18 protein-coding genes and 1 riboswitch are annotated in these 18,048 nt (G+C 69.7%); of the genes, 11 read left to right on the top strand and 7 right to left on the bottom strand.

The genetic code is table 11. The features are described 5' to 3' along the window. Positions 1 to 120: 120 nt before the first annotated feature. Together DSHI_RS04690 and DSHI_RS04685 are read right to left on the bottom strand one after the other, a co-directional pair. On the bottom strand, positions 121 to 3,285 hold the full coding sequence (locus DSHI_RS04690) for an efflux RND transporter permease subunit (RefSeq protein WP_012177594.1): 3,165 nt from the start codon (positions 3,283 to 3,285) through the stop codon (positions 121 to 123). Between the two features lie 10 nt (positions 3,286 to 3,295). Continuing rightward, positions 3,296 to 4,471, bottom strand: a complete 1,176-nt coding sequence (locus DSHI_RS04685) for an efflux RND transporter periplasmic adaptor subunit (RefSeq protein ID WP_245533047.1) — start codon at positions 4,469 to 4,471, stop codon at positions 3,296 to 3,298. Between the two features lie 122 nt (positions 4,472 to 4,593). Continuing rightward, a riboswitch (TPP riboswitch) is annotated at positions 4,594 to 4,697 on the top strand. 60 nt (positions 4,698 to 4,757) lie between these two features. Here DSHI_RS04685 and thiD point away from each other — a divergent pair. Genes thiD through DSHI_RS04635 form a run of 10 tightly spaced genes read left to right on the top strand, consistent with a single transcriptional unit; the run spans position 4,758 to position 12,146 of the window. Beyond that, a complete protein-coding gene (gene thiD, locus DSHI_RS04680) occupies positions 4,758 to 5,555 on the top strand; it encodes a bifunctional hydroxymethylpyrimidine kinase/phosphomethylpyrimidine kinase (protein ID WP_012177592.1) in 798 nt (265 codons plus the stop codon). Further along, entirely contained in the window at positions 5,552 to 6,529 is a 978-nt protein-coding gene (locus DSHI_RS04675; protein WP_012177591.1) for an FAD-dependent oxidoreductase, read from the top strand. Before thiD ends, DSHI_RS04675 begins: the two co-directional genes overlap by 4 nt. Then, complete coding sequence (thiS, locus tag DSHI_RS04670; protein ID WP_012177590.1) at positions 6,513 to 6,707, top strand: sulfur carrier protein ThiS; 195 nt, start codon at positions 6,513 to 6,515, stop codon at positions 6,705 to 6,707. The genes DSHI_RS04675 and thiS overlap by 17 nt, the downstream gene beginning before the upstream one ends. Before the next feature lie 3 nt (positions 6,708 to 6,710). Next, positions 6,711 to 7,505, top strand: coding sequence for a thiazole synthase (locus DSHI_RS04665; RefSeq protein WP_012177589.1), 795 nt, complete (start codon positions 6,711 to 6,713; stop codon positions 7,503 to 7,505). Then, positions 7,502 to 8,101: a thiamine phosphate synthase gene (locus DSHI_RS04660; protein ID WP_012177588.1), complete on the top strand. Its 600-nt coding sequence runs from the start codon at positions 7,502 to 7,504 to the stop codon at positions 8,099 to 8,101. The genes DSHI_RS04665 and DSHI_RS04660 overlap by 4 nt, the downstream gene beginning before the upstream one ends. Continuing rightward, positions 8,098 to 9,063, top strand: a complete 966-nt coding sequence (locus DSHI_RS04655) for a HesA/MoeB/ThiF family protein (RefSeq protein ID WP_012177587.1) — start codon at positions 8,098 to 8,100, stop codon at positions 9,061 to 9,063. Before DSHI_RS04660 ends, DSHI_RS04655 begins: the two co-directional genes overlap by 4 nt. Continuing rightward, complete coding sequence (locus tag DSHI_RS04650; RefSeq protein ID WP_012177586.1) at positions 9,060 to 9,995, top strand: ABC transporter substrate-binding protein; 936 nt, start codon at positions 9,060 to 9,062, stop codon at positions 9,993 to 9,995. Before DSHI_RS04655 ends, DSHI_RS04650 begins: the two co-directional genes overlap by 4 nt. Then, positions 9,992 to 10,690, top strand: a complete 699-nt coding sequence (gene tenA, locus DSHI_RS04645; protein ID WP_012177585.1) for a thiaminase II — start codon at positions 9,992 to 9,994, stop codon at positions 10,688 to 10,690. The genes DSHI_RS04650 and tenA overlap by 4 nt, the downstream gene beginning before the upstream one ends. Next, positions 10,687 to 11,415 carry an ABC transporter ATP-binding protein gene (locus DSHI_RS04640; RefSeq protein WP_012177584.1) on the top strand — a complete coding sequence of 243 codons (729 nt, stop codon included), beginning with the start codon at positions 10,687 to 10,689 and terminating at the stop codon, positions 11,413 to 11,415. The genes tenA and DSHI_RS04640 overlap by 4 nt, the downstream gene beginning before the upstream one ends. After that, a complete protein-coding gene (locus DSHI_RS04635; protein WP_012177583.1) occupies positions 11,412 to 12,146 on the top strand; it encodes an ABC transporter permease in 735 nt (244 codons plus the stop codon). Before DSHI_RS04640 ends, DSHI_RS04635 begins: the two co-directional genes overlap by 4 nt. Here the strand turns inward: DSHI_RS04635 and DSHI_RS04630 are convergent. Both DSHI_RS04630 and DSHI_RS04625 read right to left on the bottom strand, forming a co-directional pair. Further along, positions 12,143 to 12,772, bottom strand: coding sequence for a trimeric intracellular cation channel family protein (locus tag DSHI_RS04630; RefSeq protein WP_012177582.1), 630 nt, complete (start codon positions 12,770 to 12,772; stop codon positions 12,143 to 12,145). The two genes, DSHI_RS04635 and DSHI_RS04630, sit on opposite strands and share 4 nt — an antisense overlap. A gap of 13 nt (positions 12,773 to 12,785) precedes the next feature. Continuing rightward, positions 12,786 to 13,445: a hypothetical protein gene (locus DSHI_RS04625; RefSeq protein WP_012177581.1), complete on the bottom strand. Its 660-nt coding sequence runs from the start codon at positions 13,443 to 13,445 to the stop codon at positions 12,786 to 12,788. Positions 13,446 to 13,607: 162 nt separating this feature from the next. Here DSHI_RS04625 and DSHI_RS04620 point away from each other — a divergent pair, with 162 nt between their 5' ends. Beyond that, complete coding sequence (locus DSHI_RS04620) at positions 13,608 to 14,507, top strand: hypothetical protein (protein WP_044027634.1); 900 nt, start codon at positions 13,608 to 13,610, stop codon at positions 14,505 to 14,507. A 6-nt stretch (positions 14,508 to 14,513) separates the two neighbouring features. Here the strand turns inward: DSHI_RS04620 and DSHI_RS04615 are convergent, their stop codons facing one another. The 3 genes from DSHI_RS04615 to DSHI_RS04605 are packed head-to-tail and all read right to left on the bottom strand — an operon-like array spanning position 14,514 to position 18,045. Continuing rightward, positions 14,514 to 16,127, bottom strand: coding sequence for a formylglycine-generating enzyme family protein (locus DSHI_RS04615; protein WP_012177579.1), 1,614 nt, complete (start codon positions 16,125 to 16,127; stop codon positions 14,514 to 14,516). Then, complete coding sequence (locus DSHI_RS04610; protein WP_012177578.1) at positions 16,124 to 17,323, bottom strand: ABC transporter permease family protein; 1,200 nt, start codon at positions 17,321 to 17,323, stop codon at positions 16,124 to 16,126. The genes DSHI_RS04615 and DSHI_RS04610 overlap by 4 nt, the downstream gene beginning before the upstream one ends. Then, entirely contained in the window at positions 17,320 to 18,045 is a 726-nt protein-coding gene (locus DSHI_RS04605; protein ID WP_012177577.1) for an ABC transporter ATP-binding protein, read from the bottom strand. The genes DSHI_RS04610 and DSHI_RS04605 overlap by 4 nt, the downstream gene beginning before the upstream one ends. Positions 18,046 to 18,048: the final 3 nt, after the last annotated feature.

The following is an 18,048-nucleotide window of genomic DNA, read 5'->3' as shown; positions in this document are numbered from 1 at the left end:
TGACGGCCCGCGATGACCCCGAACGCGTGCCTTGTGCCCCCCTCCTTCATCTTTGCAAAGATACTCCGGGGGGGGGGTGGCGCGCAGCGCCGGGAGCAGCGCCCCCGCCGCCCTCTCCGTCTATTCCGCGGGCTGGGCCTGAAGCACCGGCACCTCCTCGGGGGACGGCGCCTTAAGGCAGAGCCGCAACAAGGGCGGCACCGTCAGCAGCGTCAGGAAGGCCGACATGGACAACCCTCCGACCACCACCGCGCCCAGGCCGCGATAGAGCTCGGACCCCTCGCCCGGGAACACCACCAGCGGCAGCATCCCCATGATGCTCGTCAGCGTCGACATGAAGATCGGCCGGATCCGGTTCCGCGTCGCCTCCTCGATCGCATCGACCGGCGACATACCCTCCTCACGCAAGTGATAAAGCGACTGATGCACGATCAGGATCGCATTATTCACCACGATACCCACCAGGATGATGAACCCGAGCAGCGTCAGCATATCCAGCGGCTGCGTCTGGAACGTATTGAGCAGCGCAAGCCCCCCGACCCCGCCCGCGGCCGCCACGGGCACCGAGATCAGGATCACCAGCGGCAGCACGAAACTCTCGAACAGGATCGCCATCACCAGGAACACGATGACCAGCGCCACCACGAGGTTGATCTGGATCGCCTCCCAGGTCTGGCTCAACTGGTCGGCGGTCCCCGACACGGTGAGCCGAATGCCCGGCGGCACGCCCTGGCCCTCCAGCACCGCGACCACCTCGGTCTGCAACAGCTCCACCGCCGCCTCCAGCGGCAGCGCGTCGGACGGGCGCACCTCCAGGGTCACTGTCCGCAGCCGGTCGCGGTGCCGGATCTCCGTCGGGCCCGCGGTCACGATCACATCTGCAAGCGCCGAGACCGGCACGATATCCCCCGAGGGCGTCACCACCGGGTAGGAGCCCACATCCTGCGTCCGGAATCCCGCCGACAGGCTTGTGTCGCCCTTCAAAACCAGGTCCAGACGGTCCGCACCCTCGGTGATCTCGGCCACGCGCAACCCGTCATTATAGGCATCCACCGTCGCGGCCAAGGCGCCTGCATCCAGACCCGCATCCGCCAGGGCCAGCCGATCCGGCACCAGCCGTACCTCCGGCGCGCCCAGCTCCAGCCCCGGAATGGGCCGGAACTGGTGCCCCTCCGAGCGCGGCAGCAGCCCCGCCACCAGCCCCGCGGCCCGCCCCGCCACCCCGAGGATCTGCTCCAGGTCCTGGCCCGAGACATTGAGCTCGATCGTCCGCCCGCCGCCCACGCCACGCCCGAAGAGCGACGGCTGGGTCATGAACCCGAAGGTCCCCGGCTCGGCAAAGATCGGCCCGGACAAGAGCGGGATCAACTCCGCCACCCGCGGCCCGTCCAGCGCCGTGGCGCCGACGAAAGAGTTCCCCGGCGTCGCCACGAAGAAGAAGTTCTCCACCGTGGGCGTGCCCTCCGGCGTCTCCAGCGCCGGTGCGGCCTCCCACATCGGGCGCGCCGCCCGCTCGATCCGTTCGGCGATGGTCTCGGTCGTGTCCAGGTTGTAGCCCGGCGGTGGAATGATCAGCCCGAAGACCAGGTTGCGGTTGCCCTCCGGCAGGTATTCCAGCCGGGGCAGGAACACCACCGTCGCCACCGCCGCCGTCCCGCCGATCAGCCCGACCATCAGGATGCCCAGCGCCCGGAACCGCACGGTCATACGCACGTACCACATCACCGCCGCCTTGAAGCCGCGGGCGAAATGATCGATCCCCCAGAGCGGCAGCGTCGTCTGCTGGCCATCCTTCAACAACCGCTTGGCGAGCGCCGGGATCACCGTCACCGCCACCACGAGCGACAACAGGACCGAGACCGAGATCGCCACCGCGATGTCGCGGAAAAGCTGCCCCGCCTCCAATTCCATGATGAGGATCGGCACGAAGACCAGCACAGTGGTCAGCGCCGAGACCAGGATCGCGCCCCAGACCTGGCGCGCGCCCAGATAGGCCGCCTCGGAGCGGGATTTGCCCTGTTCGCGCAGCCTGTAGATGTTCTCCAGCACCACGATGGCCGCATCCACGATCATCCCCACCGCGAAGGCGATGCCCGCGAGGCTGACCACGTTCAGCGTCCGCCCCGTGGCCGCCATGGCCACGAAGGTCGCCACGATCGAAACCGGGATCGCGAGGCTGACCACCAGGGTCGCCCGCGGACTGCGCAAAAAGATCAGCAGCACCAGCGCCGCCAGCGCCCCCCCGATCCAGATGTTCTGGGTCACCAGCGCGATCGCGCCCTCGATATAGATCGTCTCGTCATAGACCTGCTCCAGGGAAAGGCCCTGGGCGGCAACCGGCCCCTCCTGCAACTCGCCCAGGACCCGGCGCACCTCTTCCATCGTCTCGATCACATTGGCCCCGCGATCCCGCACGATATTGAAGGCCAGACCGGATTCCCCCTTGAATCGCAACCGCGCCGTGGGCTCGCCATAGTCGAACTGGACCTCGGCGACATCGCGCACCAGAACCCGGCCGAGCGTGCCCGAGGACGCCTCGGAGCGCAGCACCACGCCGCCCACCGCCTCCACGGTGTCGAGCGCGCCCTCGGCCCGCACGATATAGCGCCGCTTGCCTTCCTCCACGTCCCCGGCCGAGAGCGAGATGTTCTCCGACCGCAGCCGCGCTACCACCTCCGGCACGGTCAGCCCGAACAGCGCCAGCCGCCGCGGGTCCACCACGATCTGCAATTCGCGGCTGACCCCGCCGAACACATTGACCGCCGAGACACCCTCGATCCGCTCGATGCGGTCCTTGACCACGTCCTCCATGAAATCGCCATAGGTCGGCAGGGGCCGCTGGGCCGTGCCGGCATCGGTGACGATGACCCAGGCGATCGGGCTGTCATCGTCGCCCGAGGTGTCCAGCGACGGCTCGCTCGCCTCGGCGGGGTAATCCCCCACCCGGTCCAGCCGGTTCGACACCAGAAGCAGCGTCTGGCTCATGTCCGTGCCCGGCGCGAATTCCAGGGTGATCTCGCCAGATCCCGACTGGGATCGCGAGGTCATGATGTCCAGCCCGTCGAGCCCGCGCAGGGCTTCCTCCTGCGGGTTGATGATCTCGCGTTCGACTTCGGCGGGGGCTGCACCGGGCCAGTTGGTCTCGATCACCACGACGGGTTTGCGCACATCGGGCGCGAGCTGGATCGGGATGCGCGACAGGGCGATGATCCCGAAGAGGATCGCCATGATCACGGCCGCAATCACCGCGATGGGGCGTTCGATGGAAAAACGGATCGGGTTCATGGCGCGGCCCTCAATTGCTCTGCGGCGCGGCGCGCGACTGGGTGTCGTCGGGCGTCCTCGCGCCCTCTTCGGGCGCTCCTCCGCCTGGCGCACCGTCCACCGCCTGCAGGGCCTGGCCCGGGCGCAGGCGCTCATTGCCCCGAACGACCACGGCATCGCCCTCCGCAAGACCGCTCAGCACCTCGAACCGGTCACCCATGGCCACCCCGATGCGCACCGGGCGCGGCTCGGCGATCCCATCGGCATCGACGAAGACGGTCCAGCCCTGCGCGCCCTGCACCAGCGCATCCTTCGGCACGGCAAGGGCTGCGCGCGGCGCGCTCACGGGCACTTGCAGCGTGATCGACTGACCCACGGCCAGGGTCGCACCCAGCGCGTCAAGGTCCCCCGACAACCGCACGGGCCGTGTCCGGGTCGAGACGCTCTCGGTCGGCAGGATCGCGCGGATCTGCAGGTCGAGCTGTTGCCCCGCCTCGCTCACTCCCTTGACGGTCACCCCCGGGGGAATGGCGGGCGCGAATTGAGACGGAACTTGAGCTTCGATCTCCAACGCATTGATATCAATGATGCGCGCGATCGGATCTCCGACCGAGATAAACTGCCCGGGATCGGCCGCCACCGACAGGACCACCCCCGCGAAAGGGGCCGTGATCCGCGCGCGGTCCAGGGTGTAGCGCGCCCGTTGCTCGGCGGCCTCGGCATTGAGAAGCCGCGCGCGGGCCTGGTTCAGCTCTCCCGTGGCCGCCGCCAGATCGCTCATGGCGTCGTCAAACCGCGCCGAGCTGAACGATGCGGTGTTGCGCAACCCTTCCACGCGGTCACGGGCATCCTCGGCGCGGCCGAGCTGTGCTTCGGCCACGGCGATCCCGGCCCGGGCCTCGGCGATGTCGGCCAGCGCTTGCTCCAGCTCGATCTGCGCCAGCTCGGTATCGAGCACCGCAAGGGTCGCCCCCTCGGCCACCCGGTCGCCCACCAGCACCGCGACCTCGTCCACGATCCCGGCCGTCCGGGACGCCACAGCACTGTCGCGCGAGGCCACGACCTGCCCGAAGACCGGCAACGTCTCGGCAAGCGCGCGCTCCTCGACGGTCTCGGTCACCACGGCGGCAGGACGCTCCTGCGCAAACAGAGGCGGAACGGTCGGCAGAACCATGAGGGCGAGCATGAAATACAGAGGGCGGAGCAAGGAACACAAGGTCATGGGAAGAGGTCTTTCGGGTCAGGACGGGATGCACAGGTAGCACAAGTGCGGCACCTGCACAGGGAGATCGGGCTTGCACCTTCGTGATTTCCGCCCTACCTCTGCGTCAACAACCGTTGGGGTGCCCGATTCAGGGCTGAGAGGCGCACTGTGCCGACCCATGGAACCTGATCCGGGCAATACCGGCGTAGGGAACGGTCATCGTGGCAATCTCTCTTTTGCCCCTGCCCTGTCCCCGAACCGAGACCGCCCGCCTGACGAGAGGCGCGACATGGCGACCGCATTGACGATTGCAGGCTCGGATTCCGGCGGCGGCGCCGGGATACAGGCCGACCTCAAGGCGTTTTCCGCGCGCGGGGTCTACGCAACCAGCGTGATCACCGCGCTCACCGCCCAGAACACCCGCGCCGTCACGATGGTCGAGGGCGTCTCCCTCCCGATGATCCGCGCCCAGATGGCGGCCGTGTTCGAGGACATCGCCGTGGACGCGGTCAAGATTGGGATGCTGGGCACGCCCGAGGTGATCGCCGCCGTGGCCGAGGGTCTGGCGGGGTTCAAGGGCCCCGTCGTGCTCGACCCGGTGATGGTGGCGAAATCCGGCGACGCGCTGCTGGCGGCGGAGGCCGAAGAAGCGCTGGCGACCCATCTGCTGCCCCGCGCGACCCTGCTGACCCCCAACCTGCCCGAGGCCGCGCGCCTGCTGGGCGGGGACGAGGATGACGACCCCGCCGCCATGGCCGCCGCCGGCCAGGCCCTGCGCACCATGGGCGCGGGCGCAGTGCTGATGAAGGGCGGCCACGGGCGCGGCGCCACATGCGTTGACCTGCTGGTGGATGGCGAGGATGCGCCCCTGCGGCTCGAGGCCTCGCGCATCGCCACCCGCAACACCCACGGCACCGGCTGCACCCTCTCGGCCGCCATCGCCGCCGAACTGGCCAAGGGCGCGGACCTGCGCGGCGCGATCACCGCTGCCCATGGCTACCTGCAAGGGGCCATCGCCGCCGCCGACCGGCTCGATATCGGGACGGGCCACGGCCCGGTTCACCATTTTCACGAGGTCTGGCCATGACCCCCATCGCCATCCTCGGCGCGGGCATCGCGGGCCTCTGCGTCGCGACCGAACTGGCCGCCCGCGGCGCGCAGGTCACTCTGCACGACCCCGCTGGCCCGCCCGGCGCGCATCACTGCTCCTGGTGGGCGGGGGGGATGCTGGCGCCCTGGTGCGAATACGAGAACGCCGAGGAGCCGGTGCTGATCCACGGGCAGGAGGCGCTCGACTGGTGGGGCGTGCGCACAACCGTCACCCGCCGCGGCACGCTGGTGGTGGCGGCGCCCCGCGACCGGCGCGACCTCGACCGCTTCGCCCGCCGCACCCATGGCCACCGCCCGGTCACCGCCGACGAGATCGCCACGCTGGAACCCGATCTCGGCGCGCGCTTCCCCGCAGGCCTGTTTTTCGAAGGCGAGGCCCATCTCGACCCCCGCCGCGCCCTGCAAGACCTCGCCGACGCGCTCGCCGCCCAAGGCATCCCGATCCGCCCCGGCCCGGCCCCCGCCGAGGCCCGCGTCGTCAATTGCACCGGCCTCGCCGCCCGCACCACCTTGCCCGGGCTGCGCGGCGTGAAGGGCGAGATGCTGGTGCTGCGTGCCCCCGACATCCGCCTCACCCGGCCCATACGCCTGCTGCACCCGCGCATCCCGCTCTACATCGTGCCGCGCGGGGACGGGGTCTACATGCTCGGCGCCACCATGGTGGAGGCCGAGGATCGCGGCCGCATCTCCGCCCGGGCCATGCTGGAGCTGCTCAGCGCGGCCTACGCGCTCAACCCCGCCTTCGCAGAGGCCGAGATCCTCGAGATCGGCACCGACCTGCGCCCGGCCTTCCCCGACAACCTGCCCCGCGTCACGCGGCAAGGCGATGTCACCCATGTGAACGGGCTCTACCGCCACGGCTACCTGATGGCCCCGGCGCTCGCCCGCGAAACCGCCGACGCCCTGCTCGGCCCCGCCCCGACGGAGACCCCCCATGCAGCTCATCATTAACGGCGAGACCCGCACGACCGAGGCCGCGACCCTCGCGGACCTGCTGACCGAGCTCGGCCATTCCGGCAGCGTCGCGACGGCCGTGAACGAAATCTTCGTGCCCGCCGCGACCCGCGCCACGCAAACCCTCTCCCCCGGCGACCGGATCGAGATCCTCGCCCCGATGCAAGGCGGCTGAGCCATGCCCGACACCGCCACCCCCCGGACGCGGCCCTTCTACGGCACGACGCTGACTCATCCGCTCATGCTGGGCACGGCGCAATACCCTTCCCCCGCGATCCTGGCCGAAGCCTTCCGCGCCTCGGGCGCCGGGGTCGCCACCGTGTCGCTACGCCGCGAGGGCGCGGGCGGGGCGGGCCAGACCTTCTGGACGATGATCCGCGATCTCGGCGTCGCGGTCCTGCCCAACACCGCCGGATGTCACTCGGCGCGCGAGGCCGTGACCACCGCGCAGATGGCCCGCGAAGTGTTCGAGACCGACTGGATCAAGCTGGAGGTGATCGGCAATACCGACACCCTGCAGCCGGACGTGTTCGAACTGGTTGCCGCCACGCGCACGCTCACCGCGGACGGGTTCAAGGTTTTCCCCTACTGCACCGAGGATCTGGTGGTGGCCGAGCGCCTGCTCGATGCCGGGGCCGAGGTGCTGATGCCCTGGGGCGCGCCCATCGGGACCGGGCTGGGGCTGAACAACCCCTACGGGCTGCGGACCTTGCGCGAACGCTTTCCGGAGGTGCCCATGGTCGTCGATGCCGGGATCGGCCTGCCCTCTCACGCCGCCGCGGCGATGGAGATGGGCTTTGACGCGGTCCTGCTGAACACCGCCGTCGCCAGGGCCGGGGATCCGGTCGCCATGGCCGTCGCCATGGCCCGCGCGACCGAGGCAGGCGCGCTGGCTTGCGCCGCCGACCCGATGGAGCCGCGCGACATGGCCGCCCCCTCGACCCCCGTCATCGGCCAGGCGTTCCTGTCATGAGCGCGCTGCATCCGTTCTACCCGATCTTCGACCGCGCCGAATGGCTGATCCGCCTGCTGCCGCTGGGGATCAAGCTGGTGCAACTGCGCGTCAAGGACCAGCCGCCCGAGGTGATCCGGGCCGAGATCCGCGCCGCCAAGGGGCTCTGCGCCGAACATGGCTGCACCCTGGTGGTCAACGATCACTGGCAGATGGCGATTGCCGAGGGCTGCGACTGGGTCCACCTGGGACAGGAAGACCTCGACACCGCCGATCTGGGCGCCCTGCGCGCCGCCGGGATTAAGCTGGGCATTTCCACCCATGACGAGGCCGAACTGGACCGCGCGCTGGCCTGCAAGCCTGCCTACATCGCGCTCGGCCCGATCTATCCCACCATCTTGAAGAAGATGAAGTGGGAGCAGCAAGGCATTGAAAAGCTGACGGAATGGAAGTCCCGGATCGGGGATGTTCCGCTGATCGCCATCGGCGGGATGACTCCCGACCGCGCGCCCGGTGCACTGGCCGCCGGGGCCGATGTGGTCTCTGCCGTCACCGATATCACCCTGAACCCCGACCCCGAAGCGCAGGTGCGCCGCTGGCTGGAGGTGCTGGGATGACCCGCTACGCGCGCCAGGTCCAACTGCCGCAGGTCGGCGCCGAAGGTCAGGCGCGGCTGGCGGCGGCCCATGTGCTGGTCATCGGCGCGGGCGGGCTCGCGGCCCCAGCCCTGAGTTATCTCGCAGGCGCGGGCGTGGGGCGGATCACGGTGATGGATGCGGACCGCGTGAGCCTGTCGAACCTGCACCGCCAGACGCTCTTCACCATGGACGATATCGGCGCGCCCAAGGCCGAGGCCGCCGCCGCGCGCCTGCGCGCGCAGAACCCCGAGGTGACGATCACCGCGCTCTGCGAGGCCTTCACCCCGGCCAACGGCGCGGCCCGGCTCGCCGGGGTCGACCTGGTGCTGGATTGCGCCGACAGCTATGCGGCCAGCTACACCGCCTCGGACCTGTGCGGGCCGGTGCCGCTGATCACTGCCTCGGTGCTCGGGGCCTCGGGCTACGTGGCAGGCTGCTGCGGCGGTGCGCCGTCCTTGCGCGCGCTTTTCCCCGACCCGCCCGACAGTGCCGCGAGTTGCGCCACCGCGGGCGTGTTCGGCCCGGTGGTCGGCGCCCTGGGGGCATTGCAGGCGCAGATGGCGCTGGGGGCGCTCCTCGGGCTGAAGCCCTCCTCGCTCGGCCAGGCGATCACCCTCGACACCGCCACATGGCGGATGGCCAGCTTCCGCTTCGACGCAGCCCCGGAGCCGGACCGCGCCCTGCGCTTCATCGCCGCCAGTCAGATCACCGAGACCGACGCGGTCTACGACCTGCGCCCGGAATCCGAAGCCCGACACACTGTCGGGCAGGGTGCCATACGTTTGCCCGACACTTGCCCGACACAAATCCGACCGGCAAAACGGGTCGTTCTGGCCTGCTCCAGCGGATTGCGCGCCTGGCGTCTCGGCACTGCCCTCGGCCCCGATTTTCCCGGCGAAATCGTCCTTGTCGCCGATCCCCAACAGGAGACCACCCCATGAAATACCTCGCCCTCGCCGCGGCCTTGTGCACCGCGACCCCGGCCCTTGCCGCCGACAAGATGACCTTGCTTCTGGACTGGTTCGTGAACCCCAATCACGGCCCCATCATCATCGCCGAGGAGCGCGGCTATTTCGCCGAAGCGGGACTCGAGGTCGAGGTGATCGCCCCCGCCGATCCGTCGGCCCCGCCCAAGCTGGTGGCCGCGGGGCAAGGCGATCTGGCGGTCAGCTACCAGGCGCAGACCCATCTGCAAGTGCATGAAGGACTTCCGCTTTTGCGCGTCGGCACCCTGATCGCCACGCCGCTCAACTGCCTGCTGGTGCTGGCGGACGGCCCGATCCAGAGCCCCGCGGACCTCAAGGGCGGCAAGATCGGCTTTTCCGTCGCCGGCGTCGAAGAGGCGCTCCTGCGCGCGGTGCTCGGCAAATACGGCGTCGCCTTCGAGGATGTGGACCTCGTCAATGTCAACTTCTCCCTCTCGCCCGCGCTGATGTCCGGCCAAGTCGACGCGGTGATCGGCGCCTACCGCAATTTCGAGCTCAACCAGATGGAGATCGAGGGCATCGCGGGCAACTGCATCTATATCGAGGAAGAGGGCGTGCCCCCCCATGACGAGCTGATCTACGTCGCCCATGCCGAGACCATGGACCGCGACAAGATCACCCGGTTCCTCGGCGCGGTCGAAAAGGCCACGCAATACATCGTCAACCACCCCGACGCGGCGTGGGAGATCTTCTCCGGCACGGCACCGGAGCTGAACGATCGCCTGAATTCAATGGCTTGGGAGGATACGCTGCCGCGATTTGCCCTGCGGCCCGCCGCGCTCGACGAGGGCCGCTATGCCCGGTTCGAGGCGTTCCTGCTGGAGAGCGGCCTCATCGACAGCCTCAATCCCGTGGCGGACATCGCCGTGGACGTGACCGCGCAATGAGCAGTTCGGGGACCGGCTACGGCACCGCGGTCACCGCCTGGCGTGCGGCGGCCCCGGACTGGGACGCCTACACCCGCCACGCCTTCGTCGAGGGCCTGCGCGACGGCACCCTGCCGCGCGCGGCCTTCCTGCACTACCTCGCGCAGGACTACGTGTTCCTGAAACACTTCTCCCGCGCCTGGGCGCTGGCGATCGTCAAGGCCGACACCCTTCCCGAGATGGAGGCGGCGACAGCCACGGTTCATGGCCTGCTTCATTACGAGATGGGGCTGCATGTGAAGATCTGCGCCGAGGCCGGGATCGACGCCGAAACCCTCGCCGCCACGCCTGAGCATCCGGGCAACATGGCCTATACCCGCTACGTGCTGGAGGCCGGGTATTCGGGCGATTTCCTCGATCTTCTGGCGGCGCTGGCCCCTTGTGTGCTGGGCTATGGCGAGATCGGCGCGCGGCTCGCGGCCGAGGCGACGTCCGACACCTATGGCGACTGGATCGGGACCTATGCGGGCGACGACTACCAGGGGATTTGCCGCGATGTGGGCGCGCTGATCGACGGGGCGCTGACCCATCGGCTCGGCCCGGATTACGCGACCCTGCCGCGGTTTGCGATGCTGTCGGCCCGGTTCGCCCAGGCCACGACGCTGGAGGTCGGTTTCTGGGACATGGGGCTCAGCCCCAGCAGCGCCCCGGCGTGACCCGCGGCCCCGCCATCCGGGTCGAAGGCAGCGCGCGGAGCGAGGGCGCGCCGCTCTTCGCGCAGCTGTCCCTGACCCTGGAAGGCGCGGGCTGGACCTGCCTGCTCGGCGCGTCCGGGGTCGGCAAATCCACGATCCTGCGGCTGATCGCGGGGCTGGAATCCCACGTCACCTTCGACGGGGCGATCACGGCGGCGGATGGCGCGGACCTGTCGGGGCGCATCGCCTATATGGCGCAAAGCGACCTGCTGATGCCCTGGGCCAGCGTGACGGAGAATGTCTGCCTCGGCGCGCGGTTGCGCGGGCAAACGCCCGATGCCGCGCGGGCGCGGGACCTGATCGACCGGGTCGGGCTGACCGCGCATGCCCACAAACGCCCCGGCGCCCTGTCTGGCGGGCAACGCCAGCGCGCCGCCCTGGCCCGCACCTTGATGGAGGATCGGCCCGTCATCCTGCTGGACGAGCCGTTCTCGGCCCTCGATGCCCGCACGCGTTCCGAGATGCAGGAACTGGCGGTGGAACTGCTGCGGGGGTGCACGGTGCTCCTGGTCACCCATGACCCGGCAGAGGCCGCGCGCCTCGGCCATGCGATCTTCATCCTGGAGCCTTCGGGCCTGTCGGAGGTCACACCGCCGCCGGCCCCGGTGCCCCGCGCCATCGACGACCCGGACACGCTGGCGCTGCAAGGGGCGCTGCTGCGCCGGTTGCGGGAGGGGGCGGCATGAAACTGTCCCACGGGCTGGCCGCGACCACTTTCCTGCTGATGATCTGGCAGGGCATCGTCAGCCTGACAGGCGTGGCCTCCTTCATCCTGCCGGGGCCCGCCCGCGTCTGGACCGCGTTCTGGGAAAACCGGGGCCTGATCGCCGACCACGGGCTTGTGACCCTGACCGAGGTGGTGCTGGGCTTGCTGATCGGCGGGGGCCTGGGCGTGATCACGGCGCTGACGCTTGCGATCAGCCCGGCGGCGCGGGTGCTGCTGCGCCCGATGCTGGTGTTCTCGCAAGCCCTGCCGGTCTTTGCGCTCGCCCCGATCCTGACGCTGTGGCTCGGCTACGGGCTGGGCTCCAAGGTGGCGATGGCGGTGCTGATCATATATTTCCCCGTGACCTCGGCGTTTTTCGACGGGCTGATGCGGGTGCCGCCGGGGTATCTGGACCTTGCCCGGACCATGGGGGCGACGCAGCGCACCATCCTGTGGCGCATCCAGGTGCCCAATGCCCTGCCGAGCCTCGGGTCGGGCTTCAAGCTGGCGGCGGTCTACGCGCCGATCGGGGCGGTGATCGGGGAATGGGTGGGCTCTTCCCAGGGGCTCGGCTACCTGATGCTGCTGGCCAATGGGCGTGCCAAGACCGACCTGATGTTCGCGGCGATGCTGGCGCTTGGGGTGATGTCGGTGCTGCTTTATGTGCTGGCGGACCGGGTGGCGCAGCGGCTGACCGCGCGGGCGAGCTAGACCAGCGGCTCGTCCCGGGGCCGCGTGCGCCAGACCACGTAGAACCGCGCGAAGGTCATCAGGGCGAAGGCGGTCATCAGCCCGGTCTCGGGGCTCAGGGCTTCGCGCCAGACCACGTAGACCGCCCCCCCGGCGAGCGAGATCGTGGCATAGAGGTCTTCCTTCAGAACCGAGGGTTGCAGCCCGCAGAGCACGTCGCGGATCATCCCGCCCGCGATCCCGGTGGTGCAGCCGAGGATGATCGCGATCACTGGCGAGACCCCGGCGCCGAGCGCGATCTGCAGCCCGATCAACGTGAACAGCGCCAGCCCCACCGCATCGAGATACAGCAGCAGCCGCAATCGCCGCCCGCCCCCGGCGCGCATGCTCCGCGCGGCCATGTAGGAGACGAGGGCCACGGGCACCGCCGTCGCGATGTAAGTCAGATCCTCGATCCAGAAGACCGGGAACCGGCCGATCAGGATGTCACGCAAGGTGCCCCCGCCCACGGCCGTGACCACCGCCAGCACCACCGCACCGAACGGGTCGAACCCCTGCCGGACCGCCTGGATCGCGGCGGAGGCGGCCATGACGGCGGTCGCAAGAACGGTCAGCGCGACAACAAGCGGGGCTAGGGAAGTGAGCATCCAGGGGGCGGGGTCAGAGCGGCCGGGTCAGCTTGCGCATCCCGATCCCCGCCTCGCCTCCGGTTTCGGGCTGCAGGGTCTGGCATTGAAGGCCCGACGCGGCCTGGAGAGTGCAGGCGATGTCGCGCCGGTGGATATAGCCGCCATCGCCGCAGGACAGGTTGTCGGCCTCGATGACCTGCAGCTGTCCGGTCGTGCCGAACCGCGCCGTGACCGGGCCGGTACAATCGGTGCCGTCGCTGCCGCGCATGACCTGCTTGCCGTCGCCTTGCCCGTTGAAGCACATCTGCCAGGTCGGGTAGGTGATCACCTCGTCCGTGTCCACATCGCGGGTGGCGTAGGTGCTGTCGAGGCTCCAACAGCCATAGAGCGCGCCCAGATCGCCCCGCGACCAGGCCACCGGGTCGAGCGGCTGAAAGGGGTCGGGCGCGGCGGCGGTGCATTGCAGGCGGGCCAGCTCCCGCTCCGCGGCGAGCACCCGTTCGCGCAGATCGATGGTGCGCGCCTCCGCCGCCATGAGCGACGCGCGCGCCGCATCCGTGCGCGCGCCGGGGCAGGCATTGGGCAGCAACGGCAGGTTGAGCGCGCAGGCCTGCAGCGCCAGCCAGGCGCTCCCCCCGGTCAGCGCCACCAGCCCGATCGCCAGCACCGTGTTGCGCAGCCGTGCCGCCATGTCGCCTCTCCGGGTCGCTTGCTTCCGTCACGAACCATGATCGACCGCCTCGTCGCAGGCGTCAAACGCAATCGGGGTCCGCGCGCGGTTTTCATGCGCGAAACCCCTTTGTTGCGCGGAAAGGGCGCGCTAGGCTGCGCAGGCATTTCTGTCGGGATTTCAATGAAACGCCTATTCCCCCTGATCGCTCTTTTGCTGCTGCTTGGCCTGGCCCTGCCCCTGCGGGCCGAACCCATCAAGGTTCTGTATTTCAACGGCACCCACCACCACCCAACCCATACGCGCCAGATGCGCCAGGATATGTCGGACTGGCTCAACAGCTCCGAGAAGGGTCAGACCTTCCGCTCGACCTATGTGCTGGCTGAACGGACGGGCGTTCTGGCCGAGGCGCTGACCGCCCACCCGGACACCGTGGTTCTGGTGCTGGACCTGATGAACCGTTCCTCGGTCATCGGACAGGCCGACCGGGCCGCGTTACAGCAGTTTTATGCCAGCGGCCGTCAGGCCCTGATGCTGGATGGATCGTTCGGGATCCGCAACATGCGTATCTCACGCGCCCCCGAGGTGGCGTTTCCCGGCTCCGAATCTTCCAGTGGGGCCTTGCTTGCCAATCAGATCACCGCACTTGCGAAGGCCGGTGGCGGTATACTGATCGGTACGGATCATGAGGGCTGGCAGACCGGTGCAAATGCCGCGCTGCGGGCGCTGATCCCCGATGCACAGTTCCGTGGGACCACGAACCCCTCCACCGACGGGCAGTTCCTGGGCGACGTGCTCCTGACCGGATTCATGCCGGTGAAGCCCATTGTCCTTCTACGCCACTGGGAATCGGTGCCCAACCAGGGCGAGGCACCGGTCGGCACCTTCAACAGCTTTACCGGCGCCCCGCTGCAACTCTATTCCCTGGTGGAGGCCGCCGATAAGCCCGGTGGCGGGCGCAAGCGGCCCTATATCTCGGCCTCCTTCGATCCGGGCGAGGCGCGCTACGACATCGACAGCGAGGTCGCGCCGGAACCGGCCCTGCCCGACAACATGCCGACGCGCAAGGGACCGCCTCGCTAGCCACGCCTAGCGAATTGCCAGTTCCAGAAGCTCCGTCTGGCCCATGTCCGGGCGCGCGACAAACGCGTCGAGATCGGCCCAGAACGCCGCAAGCGGGTCGAGAAGCGCTGTCTGCCCCGCCTCGGACAGCTCGCTGACCAGCGTGTCATAGGCCGATCGCCGGGTCGCCTCGGGGAAATCCGTGCCCAGCGTTTCCAGCATCGCGCGATAGGACAACAGATAGGTCTGCTGCTCGTTGCGCAGGGCGGTCAGCCGTTCCACCGTGCTGCGGAACGACTGCATCAGTTGCGCCCGCTGGTCCCCGATGGACACCCCCACCCGGTCGCGCAGGGCGCGCGCGGCACTGTCCATCTGGCCGATCTGCAAATTGTCGGCCACCAGCGTCTCGACGAAGGCCGCCCCGCTCAGGAGAGAGGATTTCGCCGCCTGTTTGAGCGACTGCGCGGCGCGGTCCTGGAACAGCCGAAACTCCAGCTGTACCTCTTCCAGCGCCTGCTTGCGGCGCGGGTCGAGCTCGTCGCGCGCCAGCCCGTCCAGGGTGGCGACCGGATCGCCCGCCGCCTCGGTCTCGCCCCCCTCCGCCGCCCGGACCCAGCCGTCGCGGATGGCATCGAAGCTCTCCTCGGCGACGATATGGGCGGCAATCACCGGGCGCATCCCGAAAAACGTGCCCGCCAGCGCGCGGCCGGTGCGCGGGTTGAACATCGGGTATTCGCGGCGTTGGGCGGTGTAGATCTGCGCCGCCTCCGCATCGATCGCACCGCCGCGGGTGACCAACCCGCCCGCCTGCCCGTGGCGCCGCCCCACCGCGTTCAGCCGAAACGGCTCCAGCATCAGTTCCTCGGCATTGCCGTAGACATCAAACAGGCCTACCGGGTTGGCTTGGCGGATGCCCACGGGCCGCAGCTGGTCCGTAGCCCGCCCGCCGGTCTGGAAATGGGCATAGCCGTCCAGGGTGCCTTCGGCGAAAAACCGGCGCCCCGCGAACAGCGTCGGGTCGATCTTCGCCCCGCCGCGCACGGCGTATTCCCATTCGGGTTCCGTGGGCAGGCGCAGGAAGCCCTGGCGCTCCCCTTCGCGCGGCAGGGCGTCGGGCGCGTTCTGCAACAGCCATTCGGTATAGGCCTGGGTCAGGGCCACGGCTTCGAACCAGCTCAGCCCGCCCTGGGCGAAGCTGTCGCGCGGGCCGAAGCGCGCGTCGCAATCGCCCGTCAGCGCACGGTATTGCGCCACGGTCAGCTCGTAACGCGCGATGTAGTAATGCGACGTCCCGGCCTCGGCATCGGTGAAGGCCCCGCGCAGATACGCCTGGCTGAGATAGTCGGAATAGCCCGTCGAAGGCTCCGACTGCCCCATCCGGAACCGGCGGTCGTCGAGCGGATTGCCCACATCCACGGGCACGACCACGCGCTGGAACGCCATCGCCCCGCCGCAGGGCATCGGCAGCATCAGGTCCGCGGGGGCCGCGTCGCCGCGCACGGTGCCGGGGTCGGTCAGCTCCGACCCCCAGCCGGGTTGGGCCGGGGCCGCCTCGGGCTGCGGCAAATCCAGCGGTGCAACCGCGTCCTGGGCAAGCCCGGGCGCGGCCAGCAGGCAGACCGCGGCGAGCAGCGCCCTCATGCCGCCCCCTCCCGCAGGACCGAGGCCGGGTCCGCCCTGGCCGCCGCGCGCGCCGCAAAAAGGGCCGTGGCGGTCACGAAGACCAGCACGCCCGCGCATATGATCCCGACTTCGACCAGCGACAGGGTCACGAGACGCTGCCCTTCGGGCATGCCCCCTGCAAACAGGGCCTCGGCCACCCGCGCCGCCCCGAGGAACAGGCCGAAAGACACCGCAAGCCCGATCAGCCCGCAGGCCAGCGCCTGGATCACCGGAAACACCCAGAGCGAGGCCGCCGGCAGCCCCATCAGCGCCAGTGTCGCCAGGACCCGCCGCTTGCGCGCCACCTCGGACCAGAAGCCGAAGACCAGCGCCGCCGCGAGCCCGATGCTGGCCACCGATGCCGTCAGCACCAGCGCAAGGTCGAGATTGCGCCCGAGGTTCAGCACCCCTGCCACCTCCGCCGTGCGGGCCTCGGTCCGGATGTTGAAGCGTTGCTCGATGCGGGTTTGCAGCGGGGCAAGCAGGGTCAGATCCCGCGCGAAGACGCGCATCCCTTCGAAATCCGCGACCCGCTCGGCCATATCGCGACCTTGGGCGATGCCGTATTCAGGCAGGGCATAGGCGTCGTAGAACGCCTCCACCAGGTCGAGCACGGCGATGTCGGTCAGCACTGCGCGCCCGGCGAGCCGCTCCGGCGGCAGGACCGCGACCACGGTCAGCGGCAGTGCCAGTTGCCGTGGCCGGTCGCTGGCCTGGGTGATGACCTGGATCTCGGCGCCCGCGGCGAGGGACAGCTGCTCGGCCAGCCCCGCGCTCAGGATCGCCTCCCCCGGCCCGAGGGTCCGCCCGTCAAGGGTCGGATCACCGGTGCCGGAGGGCACGAGGATCGCGTCGCGCTTGCCGCGCCCGCCGACCTCCCGCACGTTGACGAAATCGAACAGGGACCGGGTTTTCAGGGTCACGAACCCGGCCTCGGGCCAGCCGCGGACCTCTTCGGCGTCCTCGGCGCGGAAGCTCTGGTTGCCTGACGTGTCGATCTGCAACGCGGCCGGATCCGACAGAAGCCGCCCGATCAACGCGTCATAAACCCCGTTCTTAACCCCCAGCAGCACCAGCAGAGGCACCAGAACCCCGGCCAGAACCGCCACGTTGCACAGCAATTGCATCCGCTCGCGCAGCAGGTCCTTCAGTGCGAGGCTCGCCAGCAGTTTCATGCCGCGGCCTCCGTCCGGGCCGCGAGGACCGAGCGGACGGTGCCCGGGGCCGCCGGGGCGAGCGACAGGTGCACGCGCCTGCGGGCCACGCGGTCCAGCAGGCCGAGGTCGTGGGACGACACGATGACCGCGGCCCCGCCCTGCTCGGCCGCTTCGATCAGCAGGCCCATGGCGGTCTCGGCGGCCTCCGGGTCCAGCGCCGCCGTAGGCTCGTCGGCGATGACGAAGAGGGGCCTGTGGGCCAGCGCCCGGGCGATCGAGACGCGCTGCCGCTGCCCGATGGACAGGGCCGAGGGCGTCAGCCGCTCCAACCCCGCCAGGCCCAGTCGGGCGATCAGTTCCCCAATCCAGGCCGCGTCGGCGGTGTCGGTGATCTTCTGGCTCAGGGCGATGTTCTCGGCCACGGTCAGGAAAGGCAACAGCCCGCCCGCTTGCGGCACGAAGCCGAAATACCGCCCCCGCAGGCGCGCGGCCTGCCCGGCCTCGGCGCGCAGGTCGACCTCACGCCCCTGGGCATGGAGCGTGAAGCGCCCGCCGGGATCGGGCTGGCGCAGCAGGCCCAGCACCTCCAAGAGCAGGGTCTTGCCCGTGCCCGACCCGCCCGAAAGACCGACAGGCTCGCCCGCCGCGATCTCCAGCACCCCGGTTTCCAGCACGAAGCGGCGGTCGCCGTCGCTCAGATGGACGCTCAGGTCCGACAGGCTGAGCCGCGCGCCCGCCATCGG

It is taken from the genome of Dinoroseobacter shibae DFL 12 = DSM 16493, assembly GCF_000018145.1.
Taxonomy (GTDB): domain Bacteria; phylum Pseudomonadota; class Alphaproteobacteria; order Rhodobacterales; family Rhodobacteraceae; genus Dinoroseobacter; species Dinoroseobacter shibae.
This window is presented reverse-complemented; position numbering and strand designations above follow the sequence as displayed.